Below are 13,095 nucleotides of genomic sequence, written 5' to 3' on the forward strand. Positions count from 1 at the left end.
GCCCGTTCCGGACGGGGCGCCGTGCGTCACGTCACGGGGCCGATCCGCGCAGAAACGTATGGATTCAGTCGAGTTCGTCCAGAGCGAAACCGGGTCGACGGGAGCCTGCCCCCGTTCGAACGGCGCACTCAATGCGTACAGCCCCGGACATCCGCCCGGGGCTGTACGAGGTCGGTCACGGCGGACCGGCGGGTGGTCAGCCCAGGTCGCCGGCGGCGGTGAGCTCCGCGAGCCGGACCAGGGTGCGCACCGAGGAGCCGGTGCCGCCCTTGGGGGTGTAGCCGTACGGCGCGCCCTCGTGGAAGGCCGGGCCCGCGATGTCCAGGTGCGCCCAGGCGATGCCCTCGCCGACGAACTCCTTCAGGAACAGACCGGCCACCAGGCCGCCGCCCATCCGCTCGCCCATGTTGGCGATGTCGGCGGTCGGGGAGTCCATGCCCTTGCGCAGGTCCGCGGGGAGCGGCATCGGCCAGGACGCCTCGCCGACCTCCTCGGCGATCTCGTGGATCGACGTACGGAAGGCGTCGTCGTTCGCCATGATGCCGAAGGTGCGGTTGCCGAGCGCCAGCACCATGGCGCCGGTCAGGGTCGCCACGTCGACGATCGCGTCGGGGGCCTCCTCGGAGGCGCGGGTCAGCGCGTCGGCGAGGACGAGCCGGCCCTCGGCGTCCGTGTTGAGGACCTCGACGGTCTTGCCGCTGTACATGCGCAGCACGTCGCCCGGACGGGTGGCGTTGCCGCCCGGCATGTTCTCCGCGAGCGCCAGCCAGCCGGTGACGTTGACGCGCAGGCCGAGGCGGGACGCGGCGACGACGGTGGCGAACACGGCGGCGGCGCCGCTCATGTCGCACTTCATCGTCTCGTTGTGGCCGGCCGGCTTGAGCGAGATGCCGCCCGAGTCGTAGGTGATGCCCTTGCCCACCAGGGCCAGGGTCTTCTCCGCCTTCGGGTGGGTGTAGGCGAGCTTCACCAGCCGGGGGCCGTGGACGGCGCCCTGGCCGACACCGATCAGGCCGCCGTAGCCGCCCTTGACCAGGGCCTTCTCGTCGAGCACCTGGACCTTGATGCCGTGCTCCTTGCCGGCGGCCGTGGCCACGGCGGCGAAGGACTCGGGGTAGAGGTCGTTCGGCGGGGTGTTGATCAGGTCGCGGGCGCGGTTGATCTCCTCGGCCACGGCGACGGCGCGCTCGGCGGCGGCCTTGAAGGCCTTGTCGCGCGGCTTGGCGCCGAGGACGGTGACCTCGGCGAGCGGCAGCTTCGGGCCGGTGTTCTTGGCCGACTTGGGGGCGAGCTTGTTCTCGCCGCCCTGGTAGGCGGTGAAGGCGTACGCGCCGAGCAGGGCGCCCTCGGCGACGGCGCCGGCGTCCTCCACGGTCGCGGCCGGAAGGGCGAAGCCGGCCTTCTTCGCGCCGGTCAGGGCGCGGGCCGCGACACCGGCGGCGCGGCGCAGGGTCTCGGAGTCGTAGGCGTCGTTCGAGTCCGGGGCCGTGCCGAGGCCGACCGCGACGACGACGGGGGCCTTGAGGCCACCGGCGGCGGGAACCTTGGTGAGTTCGCCCTCGGCACCGGTGGCGCCCAGGGTCTCCAGGACGGCGGCGAGCTTTCCGTCGAACGCCTTGTCCACGGCCTCGGCGCCCGGGGCGAGCACCGGCCCCTTGGAGCCCTTGGCGAGGCCGACGACGAGTGCGTCGGCGCGCAGCGTCGCCGCACCTGCGGTGCTGAGAGTGAGAGCAGTCACGGTGGTGAATTCTCGCTTCCGTTGAGTACGTGGAATCGGTCGAGGGGTGGGCCGACCGCGCCCGGCGCATCGTAGACGTGTCCGCAATGCCCGGGGAACGAGCCTACGCGCGCCGTTCGCGCCGAATCACGGCGGTGGTCCCAGTGGTGGGACGTCCGGGCCGGTCAGGGCGGTTCTCGGGGCGAACCGGCCGGTCGCATAGGGTCGTTGTGAGGCAGTGGGTCGAAGGTGCGCCGGGGCGGGTGCGGCGGGTACGGGAACGGGGTCGGGCAACGGTGTACGGGACAAGGCCGGGCCGCACGGTGGCGGTCACCTTCCTGATGGTGTCGCTGCTGCTCTCCGGCTGCACCTCGGGGGAGTCCCGCGAGGCGGGGGCCGAGCGCCCCGTGGCCGGCGCCCCGACGGCCTCCTCGGCCGGGCGCTGGCAGCCGCGGCCCGGCGTGGACTGGCAGTGGCAGCTCTCCGGGCGGCTCGACGCGGGCGTGGACGTACCGGTGTACGACATCGACGGCTTCGACCACGACGCCGCCGCCGTCGCCGGTCTGCACGACCGGGGCCGCAAGGTCATCTGCTACCTCTCCACGGGCGCCCACGAGGACTTCCGCCCGGACGCCGACGCGTTCCCCGCCTCCGTGCTGGGCAAGGGCAACGGCTGGGAGGGCGAGCGCTGGCTCGACGTCCGGCGCACCGACGTACTGGAGCCCCTGATGGAGGCCCGGATCGCGATGTGCGCGAAGAAGGGCTTCGACGCCGTGGAGCCGGACAACATGGACGGCTACCGCAACGACACCGGCTTCCCGCTCACCGCCGTCGACCAGTTGGCGTACAACCGGCTGATCGCCCGCATCGCGCACCGCCACGGCCTGGCCGTCGGCCTCAAGAACGACCTCGACCAGATCCCCGCGCTCGAACCGGACTTCGACTTCGCGGTGAACGAGCAGTGCGCGCAGTACGGGGAGTGCGAGGAGCTGACCCCGTTCGTCGAGGCGGACAAGGCCGTCTTCCACGTCGAGTACGAACTCCCGGCCGCCGCGTTCTGCGCCCGCTCGCGTGAACTCGGGCTCAGCTCGCTGGAGAAGAAGTACGAGCTGGGGGTCTGGCGCGAGAGCTGCGCGACGGGGACGGGAGCCCCGGCGGGCGCGTGAACCGCCGCGGGACCGTACCGCCCGGCCGCGCCTCCTCCCCGGCCCGGTGAGGCTTCGCCGGTACGGCTCCGATCGCGGGCCCGGCCCGTACGGTCCCGCGTCAGCCGAGTGCCAGCACCACCAGCGCCGTCGTCGTCGCCGTCTCCTCCACCGCGCCGAACACGTCCCCCGTCACCCCGCCGAACCGCCGCACGCAGTGCCGCAGCAGCGCCTCGGACGTCCCGAGCGCGAGCAGCGCGGCGAGTGCGTGGTGCGCCACCCCGCCCGCCCCGCCGGCCAGGCCCGCCGCCGCGCAGGCCGCGACCGCGGCCACCGCGACCGGGACCGCCCGCGGCACGGGAACCGTGCCGGCCACCACGGCGCCCAGCCCCTCCGGACGGGCCGCAGGTACGCCCCGGCGGGAGGCCAGGGTCAGCGCGAGACGGGCGGCGACGGCGGCCACCACCGTGCCCGCCGCACCCTCGGCCCAGCCGCGCCCGTAGAGCTCGTAGCCGGCGGCGACCTGGGCCAGCAGGACGAAGAGCAGGGTGATCACGCCGAACGGCCCGATGTCCGACTGCTTCATGATCCGCAGCGCGTCCTCGGCCGGCTTGCCGCTGCCGAGCCCGTCCGCCGTGTCCGCGAGGCCGTCCAGATGGAGACCCCGGGTGAGCGCGGCCGGTACGGCGGCGGAGGCGACCGCGGCGAGCAGCGGACCCGAACCGCACAGCAGCGCCAGCGAACCCAGTCCCGCCGCGAGCAGCCCCACCACGAGCCCGGCGAGCGGCGCGCAGAGCATGCCCGCGCGAGCGGCCGTACGGTCCCAGCGGGTGACGCGGACGGGCAGCACGGTGAGGGTGCCGAAGGCGAAACGGAGGCCGTGGCTGTTCAGGGAGTTCACCGCGAGCACGTTAGCGCCTCTCGCCGGGCGGCCCGGTCCGGGCGGAAGCCCCAGCCCGCGCGCAAGGCTGCCCGATCGGACAAGATGTGACGAATGCGTACAAGAGGTTCGGCCGGGAGAGGGTGGCATGGGTCACTGGTGGCACACCAACATCACCGAACCGGGAAAACTGCCGCTGCTCCTCGCGCTGGCCGCCTTCGTGCTGACCTTCGCCATCACCCGCACCGTCACCCGCATGATCCGGGCCGGGAAGGGACCGTTCCGCAACATCACACCCGGCGGGGTCCACGTCCACCACGTCGTCCCCGGGGTGGTGCTCTCCGTCCTCGGCGGCTTCGGCGCCGTCGCCAGCGGCCAGCACGGCATCACCGCGATGGTCTTCGCGGTGATCTTCGGGGTCGGGGCGGGCCTGGTGCTGGACGAGTTCGCGCTGATCCTGCACCTGGACGACGTCTACTGGACGGAACAGGGCCGCCAGAGCGTGGAGATGGTCGTGCTGACCACCTCGCTCGTGGTGCTGGCCCTCGCGGGCTTCTCGCCCCTCGGGGTGAACGAACTGACGGACGAACAGGAGAGCGGCCGGCTCGGCCTCGTCCTGACCATGGTCGTCAACTTCCTCTTCGTCCTGGTCACGCTCTTCAAGGGCAAGGCGCGGATGGCGGTCGTCGGCGTCCTCGTCCCCTTCGTCGCGGTGATCGGCGCCCTCCGGCTGGCCCGCCCCGCCTCACCGTGGGCCAAGCGCTTCTACGGCCGCCGCCACCGGGCCCGCGCCCGCGCGGTGCTGCGCGCCTACCACCACGACGTGCGATGGGCCGGGCCCCGCCGCAAGTTCCAGGACCTGATCGGCGGGGCCCCGGACCGGGTACCGCTGCCCGGCCCGAAACCCTGACCCGGCAGCCGCTCAGAGGGCCGGGTCCGCCACGACGTCGTCCCGCTCGCCGTCCCGCTCCTCGGCAGAGTCCTCGGCAGGGCCCTCGACGGGCTTCTCCGGCTCCCGCTCCGGCAGCTCGGCGGCGAACGCGGCGGCGGCCCGCACCAGCGGGAGGGCCAGCAGCGCGCCCGTACCCTCGCCGACCGTGACCTTGTGGTCGAGCAGCGGCGTCAGCGCCATCCGGTCCAGCGCCTTCGCCTGCGCCGGCTCACCGCTCGCGTGCCCGGCCAGCCACCAGTCGGGTGCCCGGAACGCGGCCCGCTGCGCCACCAGCGCGCAGGCCGCCGAGACCACACCGTCCAGGACCACCGGGAGCCGGCGCACCGCGCACTGGAGGAGGAACCCGGTCATCGCGGCGAGATCAGCGCCGCCCACCGCAGCCAGCAGCTCCACCTGGTCCCCGAGGACCGGACGGGCCCGGCGCAGCGAGTCCCGGACCGCGGCGCACTTGCGCATCCACGCCAGGTCGTCGATCCCCGCGCCTCCACGTCCGGTCACCACCGAGGCGTCGGTACCGCACAGCGCGGCGATCAGGGTGGCCGCCGCCGTCGTGCCGCCCACACTGAGGTCGCCCAGCACCACCAGGTCGGTACCGGAGTCGGCCTCCTCGTCCGCGATCCGGATGCCCAGCCGTACGGCCTCGGCAGCCTCCTCGGCGGTCAGGGCGTCCTCGACGTCGATCCGCCCGGTCCCGCGCCGCACCCGGCCGCGTACGACGGACTCCGGCAGCAGCTCCGGGTCGCAGTCCAGACCGGCGTCGACGATCCGCACCGGCACCGAGAAGCTCCGGGCCAGCACCGCCAGCGGGCTGGCCCCGTCCAGGGTGGCGCGGACCAGCTCGTACGCGCTCCCCGGGGCGCGCCCGGAGACGCCCAGTTCGGCGACCTTGTGGTCACCCGCGAAGAGCACCACGCGCGGCTGTTCCACGGGCCGGACCGGCACGGACTGCTGCGCGGCGGACAGCCACTCGCCCAGTTCGTCGAGCCGGCCGAGCGCGCCGGGAGGGACGATCAGCCGTCCCCGGCGTTCCTCGGCGTCGCGCCGCACACCGCCGTCGGGGCGCTCGATCAGGTCGGAGAAGTCGTCCAGGTTCACGGAGGTCTGCCTCGCGGGTCGTTGCGTCGGGGGCCGGAGCCCGCTGCGGGCTCCCTGCGGAACAGTATCCGGACAGTATCCGCCGCATCCTTCCCCCGAAGGTCCGCGAGGGCACCCGCCGGGGAACCCGCCCGCGAGGTCCCGGCGCGCGGGGCCCCGGGCCCGTGGGAGAGCCCGCCGGGGAGATTGCCACCGCCCGCCTCTGGCCGCGTGGAGCTACCCGGCGGTATACAAGCTCCGTCGTGTCGTGCGGTGTCGGTTTCGCGCGGCGGTGTCCAGGTCCCACGGGAGGAACAGGCATGGCGGAAAGCGGACGTGCGGGTACGGGGCGGGCGGCGCGGCGCCGGGCACGGGCGATGGCGGTGGGGGCCGTGCTCGGGAGCTGCGCACTGCTCGTGGCCGCGGTGACGCCGGCCGCCGCGCACGGCAGGGCCGCCGGGCACGGGGACCTTGGGCACTCCGGCGCCGGGCACGGCGACGGCAAGGGCCACGGAGGCTCCGGCCACGGGGGCGGCAACGGGCACGGAGGGGCTCCGGCGCGCGGCCCGCGTTACGTCGCCCTCGGTGACTCGTACACGTCGGGGCCCGTCATCCCCCCGCAGGTCGACCCCGGTTGTGCCCGCTCCGCCCGCAACTACCCCTCCCTGGTCGCGGAGCGGAGAGACGCGTCCGCGTTCGTGGACGTGAGCTGCGGCGGTGCGACGACCCAACAGATGTGGACCGCGCAGGGCACCAACCCCCCGCAGTTGGAGGCGCTCCGGCACGACACCGGTCTCGTCACGCTGCAAATAGGCGGCAACGACGTCGGGTTCGGGTCGATCATCGCCACCTGCGCCGGTCTGGGCGTCCAGGACCCGGCGGGCGATCCCTGCCGGAGCCACTACACGGCCTTGGGGACGGACCAGCTGACCGAAGCCGTCGCGCTGACCGCCCCGAAGATCGAGCGCGTGCTGCGCGCCGTGCACGCGCGGTCGCCGCACGCCCGGGTGCTGGTCGTCGGGTACCCCGATCTGCTGCCCGACGACGGCAGCGGCTGCTTCCCCGCCGTGCCCTTCGCGGCCGGGGACTTCCCCTATCTGCGCGACACCGAGAAGCGGCTCAACGCGATGCTCCGCGAGGTGGCCGTCCGCAACCGCGCCGAGTACGTCGACACCTACGGACCCACCGTCGGGCACGACATGTGCGAGGCGCCCGAGAACCGCTGGATCGAGCCGCTCGTGCCGGCCGCGCCCGCGGCTCCCGCCCACCCGAACGCCAAGGGCGAGCAGGCCATGGCGACCGCCGTACTGAACCGGCTGAGATAGCTCGGACAGGGGCCGGGCGCGACTCGGCGGCGCGGCCGAACGCCGCCCGGCCCACGCCCGGCCGCCCACCGCTTCGCCCACGCCCGGCGTACCACCGGGAGAGTCCTCAGCCGCGCAGCACCACCGGCAGGCCCGCGACGACCAGCAGCACCGTCTCGCACTCCGCCGCGAACGCCGCGTTCAGCCGCCCCAGCTCGTCACGGAACCGCCGTCCCGCCGCCGTCGCCGGGACCACGCCCGAACCCACCTCGTTCGTCACCGCCACCACGGTCCGCGAGGTCTCCCGCACGGCGGCGACCAGCTCCGCGACCCGCGCCCGCAGCGCCTTCTCGCCGCCGGCCGCCCACCGGCCGTCGTCCCAGGCGTCCACCCGGTCCATCGCGTCGGTCAGCCAGAGCGAGAGGCAGTCGATCAGCAGTGGCGGCCCGTCCGCCCGCAGCAGCTCCGCGACCTCGCAGGTCTCCTCGGTGCGCCAGGCGGACGGCCGGCGCTCCCGGTGCAGCCCGACGCGTGCCGCCCACTCGGTGTCCCCGTCCCGCCGCCCGCCCGTCGCCACGTACACCACGTCGGGGAAGGTCTCCAGCCGCAGCTCCGCCTCCACCGACTTCCCCGACCGGGCGCCCCCGGTCACCAGGGTGCGGCGGGGCACCCCGGGGAGGGGGAGGTACTCCCCGGCCACCAGCGTCGTCCCGTCGGGCACCGCCCGGGCCCCGGCCGCCGCGAGCCGGCGGTCCAGCTCGGCCCCGGGCGGGGCGTCGTGGTCCAGGTGGACGGCGACGACCTCGGTGGCCGGCCCGACCGCGTCCACCGCGCGCAGCCGGGCCAGCGCGTCGGGCCGCCCCACCACATCGCCGACCACCAGGTCGTACGGCTCCGGGAACGGCTCGGCGAGCCCGGCCGGAGCGGCGCCCTGCGGCAGGTACAGCAGCCGATCTCCGGCGGGGGAGGTGACCTCGTACCCCGTGCCCGGCGCGTCCATCGGCACCGCCCGCACCCGGTGCCCGCTGATCAGCGTCAGCACCTGTCCGTCCGGTACCCGGCCCGCCCGGGGGAGCCCGGGGGGCAGCTCGACCGGCGGACCGTTCTGGGGGCGGGTCAGCAGCACCTGGCGCACCCCCGCCAGTGAGTGACCCGCCCGGGCGGCTGCGAGCGCCGCGCCCGGGGTGAGGTCGAGCAGCACGGCGTCGTCGACCAACAGGGCCGTCGTGGCCCGCGCGGACCCGCCGCGGGCGGTCGCGCACACGGCGCAGGGGCAGTCGGGCCGCGGCAGCCCGCCGGGGGCTCCGGTGCCGAGGAGAGTCAGTTCCACACCATGATCCTGCCGCGTGCGCGCCGGGCGTGCGCGCCCGGCCGCGCCCGCGAGACACGCCACGGGCCCCCGGCGGGCCGCGCGGCCTTCCTCCGGGGCCCGCGGGGCCGGTTCCCGGCCCCCGCGGCGGCAATGTTCCCGACGATCGCGGCAGGATCGCGGGTGGAGGCCCTAGGCTCGGGGCAGCATCAGGACCCAGGAGGCTGACATGGCGTGGACGTGGCGGTTCGAGAAGTCCGACGGTACGGAGACGGAGCCGGCGTTGCAGCCGGAGGAATTCACGACGCAGGGTGACGCGGAGTCCTGGATCGGCGAGTTCTGGAAGGAACTCCTGGACGGCGGGGCGGACCAGGTGACGCTCTTCGACGACTCCACGAAGATCTACGGCCCGATGAGCCTCCACGCGGAACCCGACCCGGCTCCGGAGCCCGAACCCGAGCCCTCCGGCACCGAGGCGGCGGCGGACCCCGGCCCGGACGCGGAGACCGTCTGACCGTACGGGAGCGGGCGGCCCCGGGAACCTCCCGGACCGCCCGCTCCCGTACCGTCCCGCTCCTGGACGCCCGCGGCCTCCGCGGCGGCCGCTCCCGTGACCGGCGGGGTCAGATCTCGCCGAGCGTGACCTCGGCCGTCCGTGTGGTACCGCCGCGGGTGTACGTCACCCGGACCTTGTCCCCCGGCTGCTCGGCCGCGAGTGCCTCCGCGAGCGAGGTGATGGTGGTGACCCCGGTACCGGCGAGCTCGGTGACGATGTCGCCGACCCGCATCCCCGCGTCGTACGCGGCCCCGTCCCGTTCCACGCTCACCAGCGCCACCCCGGCGGGCTGGTAGTCGTCGTCGACGACCGTGCGGCCGGTGATGTCGAGTGCGGCCCGCCCCGAGTCGGTGACCTTGCCCCTGTCGATGATCTGGTCCGCGATGGTCTTCACCGTCGACACCGGAATGGCGAAGCCGATGCCGGGCGCCGCGCTGTTGCCGAGGGCGGGGTCGGTCGCCGCCAGCGTCGGGATGCCGATGACCTCGCTGTTCAGGTTGACCAGCGCGCCCCCGCTGTTGCCCGGGTTGATCGCCGCCGAGGTCTGCACCATGTTGGCGAGGGTCGCCCCCGTTCCGCCGCCCGAACGGGACTCGCTGACCGTCCGGCCGAGCGCCGAGACGATGCCCTGCGTGACACTGCTGGACAGGCCGAGCGGCGAGCCCATCGCCAGCACGATCTGCCCCACCTCGACCTTCTCCGAATCGCCGAACCTCGCCGCCCGGAGCCCGTCCGGTACGTCGTCGAGGCGGATGACCGCCAGATCCTGCGCCGGGTAGGACGAGACCAGGGAGGCGGCGAGCTCCTTCTCCCCGGTGGCGACGCTGACCTTGAAGGACTTCTCGTCACCGACGACGTGCGCGTTGGTCACGATGTTGCCGTCGGCGTCGTAGACGATGCCGGAGCCCAGCCCGTCGGTGGTCTGGATCTGGACGACGGAGGGCAGCACGTCGCCGATGACCCGCTGGTAGTCGGTCTCCAGCTGCGCGACGGCGCGGGACGCCGAACCCTGCCGGGCGGCCGACGCGGAGGTCTCGGGAGAGGACTCGGGAGAGGCCGGACCGGAGCCGGAGCCGGAGCAGCCGCTCACCAGGGCGAGCGGGAGCCGGAGCAGCCGCTCACCAGGGCGAGCGAGCAGAGACCCGCCACCAGGGACGGCGGCAGTCGGCGTGCGAGGCTGCGGGAGGGGGAAGCGTCCATGTCCGGAGTATCCCGTTCGCCCCCTCCGGGCGGCGGGTGCTGGTGGGCCGAACGGACCGGACTCCACCGGTCGCCCGGACCCCGCCCGGGGTCCGTCAGGTCCCGCCGCGTACCCCGCACAGGTGGAGCAGCGCGGCCACCCGCCGGTACGGATCGGTCCGCCCGGCCCGCTCCTCGGCGGCGAAGATCCGCTCCAGCTCGGCGGCGTCGGGCAGCGGGGCGTCGTTCGGGGCGTTGTCGGTGAAGACGCGCACCCCGTACCAGGCGTGCAGCGGCGCCGCGATCCCCGCCAGGGTGGCGGTCAGCGCGTCGAGCCGGTCGGCCCGGACCCGGAGGCCGAGCCGGTTGGTGTAGCGGGCGGTGTCGAACGCGGCGTGCGCGGTGGCGAAGTCGCCGGCCGCGGCGGGGCGCATCGCGAGCGCGTCGCCGTTGCGTACCAGCAGGGAGAGGAGACCGTCGGGCGCCAGCACCCGGGCCAGCCCCGCCAGCAGGGCGTCCGGCTCCTCGACGTACATCAGTACGCCGTGGCAGAGGACCATGTCGAAGCTGCCGGGCAGGAAATGGACCCCGGTCTCCGAACCGTCGCCCTCGATCAGCCGGACGCGCTCGCGGATGCCCTCGGGTTCGTGCGCCAGCGCCTCACGGGCCGACGCCAGCATCGCGGTGTCGGAGTCCAGGCCGGTCACCGAGTGACCGGCCCGTGCCAGGCGGAGGGCCTGCGTGCCCTGGCCCAGTCCGACGTCGAGGACGCGCAGTCGCCGCCCCACCGGGAAGCGGGCGGCTATCTGCTCGTCCAGCTGCCGGGCCACGAGCTCCTGGCGGACGATGTTGCGCAGTCCGCCGAGCCCCGCGAGCCAGGTCGAGGAACCTCCGGTAAATCCCGAGGTCTCCGCGGTCAGGGCCGCTCTCCTCGCTTGACCTGCGGCTTCGGCAGCCGCAGTCGGCGCATCTGGAGCGTCCGCATCAGGCCGTAGGCGACGGCGCCGCGCTGCGGGGTGTCCGGGAAGCGGATGCGCAGCTGCTTGCGCAGCCGGAACGCCAGACCGATGGAGTCCAGGACGATCAGCACGATCACGCCGAGCCAGAGCAGCAGCGAGATGTTCTGGATGTTCCGGATCTGGATCACGCTGAGGACGAGGATGACCACGGCCATCGGCAGGAACCACTCGGCGATGCAGAAGCGCGAGTCCACGAAGTCGCGGACGAAGCGCCGCACCGGGCCCTTGTCGCGGGTCGGGAGGTAGCGCTCGTCGCCGGAGGCGAGGGCCTCGCGCTGCTTGGCCATGTCGACCCGGCGTGCTTCGCGCGAGCGCTTCACCGCCTCCTTGCGGTCGACCGGCGTGGTCGAGGCACGACGCCGCTGCGTCTGCGCCTCACTGCGCTTCGGCGTGGGGCGACCCTTCGGAGCCTGGGGGTCGCGGGACTGGGTGGAGAGGTCCGCCGTCACCTTGTCGGTGGGGGCCTTCTCTTCTTTGGAACGGCTACGGAACACAAAACCCAAGGGTACGGGGTCCGGCGCGCGCGCAGTCGGACCGGGCGGGAACGATCCGGCAACGGCCCGCGTCCTCCACGGTGTCCCACAGGGGCGACCAGGGCGTCCACCCCGGTCCGTGCCCGGTCGGCCCGCACCCGCCCTCTCCACCTCGGGCGGGAGCGAACGCCCGGCGCAGTCGTCCTTGGGGAGGAGCACATCGGGCCCCGAACAGTGCGGTAATGGAGGCAGGGCCCGTACTGTGGGTTCTGTTGGAGTGCTGGAGCTCAGTCGTTGAGAAGGGGGCGCGCGAAGCCCATGAGCGGTGTCATGAAGCGTATGGGAATGATCTTCCGCGCGAAGGCAAACAAGGCTCTTGACCGGGCCGAGGATCCGCGCGAGACCCTCGATTACTCGTACCAGAAGCAGCTGGAACTGCTGCAGAAGGTGCGTCGCGGAGTCGCCGACGTGGCGACGTCGCGCAAGCGGCTGGAGCTGCAGCTGAACCAGTTGCAGGGTCAGTCGTCCAAGCTGGAGGACCAGGGGCGCAAGGCGCTCGCGCTCGGCCGGGAGGACCTCGCCCGCGAGGCGCTCTCCCGTCGCGCCGCCCTCCAGCAGCAGGTCACCGACCTGGAGACGCAGCACCGGACGCTGCAGGGCGAGGAGGAGAAGCTCACTCTCGCGGCCCAGCGGCTCCAGGCCAAGGTCGACGCCTTCCGCACCAAGAAGGAGACGATCAAGGCCACCTACACGGCCGCCCAGGCGCAGACCCGCATCGGCGAGGCGTTCTCCGGCATCTCCGAGGAGATGGGCGACGTCGGCCTGGCCATCCAGCGGGCCGAGGACAAGACGCAGCAGATGCAGGCCCGCGCCGGCGCGATCGACGAGCTGCTCGCCTCCGGCGCCCTGGACGACCCCACCGGCACGGCGAAGGACGACATCGCCGCCGAGCTGGACCGCATCTCCGGTGGTACGGATGTGGAGCTGGAGCTCCAGCGGATGAAGGCCGAACTGGCCGGCGGTACCTCGGCCGGCCAGCAGGCCATCGAGGGCGGCTCCGAGGACACCGCGCCCGGCTCCCAGCAGCAGTCACCGCACCGGTACGACAAGAGCTGAGGGACGGTCATGATCGTACGGATCATGGGGGAGGGCCAGGTAGAACTGGCCGACGGCGAGATCGCCGAGCTGAACGCGCTCGACGACGAACTGCTCGCGGAGATGGAGCGCGGCGACGGCCCCGGATTCCGCGCCACGCTGCACGCCTTGCTCGGCCGGGTGCGCGAGCTGGGCTCGCCGCTGCCGGACGACTCCCTGGAACCGTCCGAACTGATCCTGCCCTCGCCCGACGCCACCCTCGAAGAGGTCCGCGCCATGCTCCACGACGACGGGCTGATCCCCGGCTGACCCACCGGACGGCGCACTCCACCCCTCCGCCCGCCCGGGACCACCGGGCGGGCGGAGGCGCGTTCCGGAGCGGTGCGCCGGGG

General features: G+C 73.9%; 11 protein-coding genes and 2 pseudogenes. 6 read left to right on the top strand and 7 right to left on the bottom strand.

The genetic code is table 11. From position 1 onward, the window contains the following. Positions 1-196: 196 nt before the first annotated feature. Entirely contained in the window at positions 197-1,738 is a 1,542-nt protein-coding gene (locus OHT52_RS23295; RefSeq protein WP_328722120.1) for a leucyl aminopeptidase, read from the bottom strand. Positions 1,739-2,058: 320 nt separating this feature from the next. On the opposite strand from OHT52_RS23295, the gene OHT52_RS23300 reads away from it, so the two are divergent. Continuing rightward, on the top strand, positions 2,059-2,883 hold the full coding sequence (locus OHT52_RS23300) for an endo alpha-1,4 polygalactosaminidase (RefSeq protein WP_328723864.1): 825 nt from the start codon (positions 2,059-2,061) through the stop codon (positions 2,881-2,883). Positions 2,884-2,983: 100 nt separating this feature from the next. Here OHT52_RS23300 and OHT52_RS23305 read toward each other — a convergent pair whose 3' ends face one another. Further along, positions 2,984-3,763 carry an adenosylcobinamide-GDP ribazoletransferase gene (locus OHT52_RS23305; RefSeq protein WP_328722121.1) on the bottom strand — a complete coding sequence of 260 codons (780 nt, stop codon included), beginning with the start codon at positions 3,761-3,763 and terminating at the stop codon, positions 2,984-2,986. Positions 3,764-3,890: 127 nt separating this feature from the next. On the opposite strand from OHT52_RS23305, the gene OHT52_RS23310 reads away from it, so the two are divergent. Continuing rightward, positions 3,891-4,652 (top strand): hypothetical protein, encoded by a 762-nt coding sequence (locus OHT52_RS23310; protein ID WP_328722123.1) that lies wholly within the window; start codon positions 3,891-3,893, stop codon positions 4,650-4,652. A gap of 12 nt (positions 4,653-4,664) precedes the next feature. On the opposite strand, the gene cobT is transcribed toward OHT52_RS23310, so the two are convergent. Next, entirely contained in the window at positions 4,665-5,789 is a 1,125-nt protein-coding gene (gene cobT / locus OHT52_RS23315; protein WP_328722125.1) for a nicotinate-nucleotide--dimethylbenzimidazole phosphoribosyltransferase, read from the bottom strand. A gap of 299 nt (positions 5,790-6,088) precedes the next feature. Here cobT and OHT52_RS23320 point away from each other — a divergent pair, with 299 nt between their 5' ends. Continuing rightward, entirely contained in the window at positions 6,089-7,093 is a 1,005-nt protein-coding gene (locus OHT52_RS23320; protein ID WP_328722126.1) for an SGNH/GDSL hydrolase family protein, read from the top strand. Positions 7,094-7,199: 106 nt separating this feature from the next. Here OHT52_RS23320 and OHT52_RS23325 read toward each other — a convergent pair whose 3' ends face one another. Then, complete coding sequence (locus OHT52_RS23325; protein ID WP_328722127.1) at positions 7,200-8,402, bottom strand: bifunctional adenosylcobinamide kinase/adenosylcobinamide-phosphate guanylyltransferase; 1,203 nt, start codon at positions 8,400-8,402, stop codon at positions 7,200-7,202. Positions 8,403-8,610: 208 nt separating this feature from the next. Between OHT52_RS23325 and OHT52_RS23330 the strand changes: the two are divergent. Continuing rightward, positions 8,611-8,811: pseudogene (locus OHT52_RS23330) on the top strand (hypothetical protein); the annotation flags it as partial. Between the two features lie 193 nt (positions 8,812-9,004). Here the strand turns inward: OHT52_RS23330 and OHT52_RS23335 are convergent. From OHT52_RS23335 to OHT52_RS23345, 3 genes and pseudogenes are all read right to left on the bottom strand, one after another. Next, positions 9,005-10,137 (bottom strand): annotated as a pseudogene (locus OHT52_RS23335) (S1C family serine protease). Between the two features lie 95 nt (positions 10,138-10,232). Beyond that, a complete protein-coding gene (locus OHT52_RS23340) occupies positions 10,233-10,973 on the bottom strand; it encodes a class I SAM-dependent methyltransferase (RefSeq protein ID WP_328723865.1) in 741 nt (246 codons plus the stop codon). Between the two features lie 59 nt (positions 10,974-11,032). Then, a complete protein-coding gene (locus tag OHT52_RS23345; RefSeq protein ID WP_328722128.1) occupies positions 11,033-11,629 on the bottom strand; it encodes a DUF3043 domain-containing protein in 597 nt (198 codons plus the stop codon). A 309-nt stretch (positions 11,630-11,938) separates the two neighbouring features. Between OHT52_RS23345 and OHT52_RS23350 the strand changes: the two genes are divergently transcribed. Both OHT52_RS23350 and pspAA read left to right on the top strand, forming a co-directional pair. Continuing rightward, a complete protein-coding gene (locus tag OHT52_RS23350; RefSeq protein ID WP_328722129.1) occupies positions 11,939-12,724 on the top strand; it encodes a PspA/IM30 family protein in 786 nt (261 codons plus the stop codon). 9 nt (positions 12,725-12,733) lie between these two features. Next, positions 12,734-13,012 carry a PspA-associated protein PspAA gene (gene pspAA / locus OHT52_RS23355; protein WP_328722130.1) on the top strand — a complete coding sequence of 93 codons (279 nt, stop codon included), beginning with the start codon at positions 12,734-12,736 and terminating at the stop codon, positions 13,010-13,012. Positions 13,013-13,095 lie beyond the last annotated feature (83 nt).

Source organism: Streptomyces sp. NBC_00247 (genome assembly GCF_036188265.1).
GTDB lineage: Bacteria > Actinomycetota > Actinomycetes > Streptomycetales > Streptomycetaceae > Streptomyces.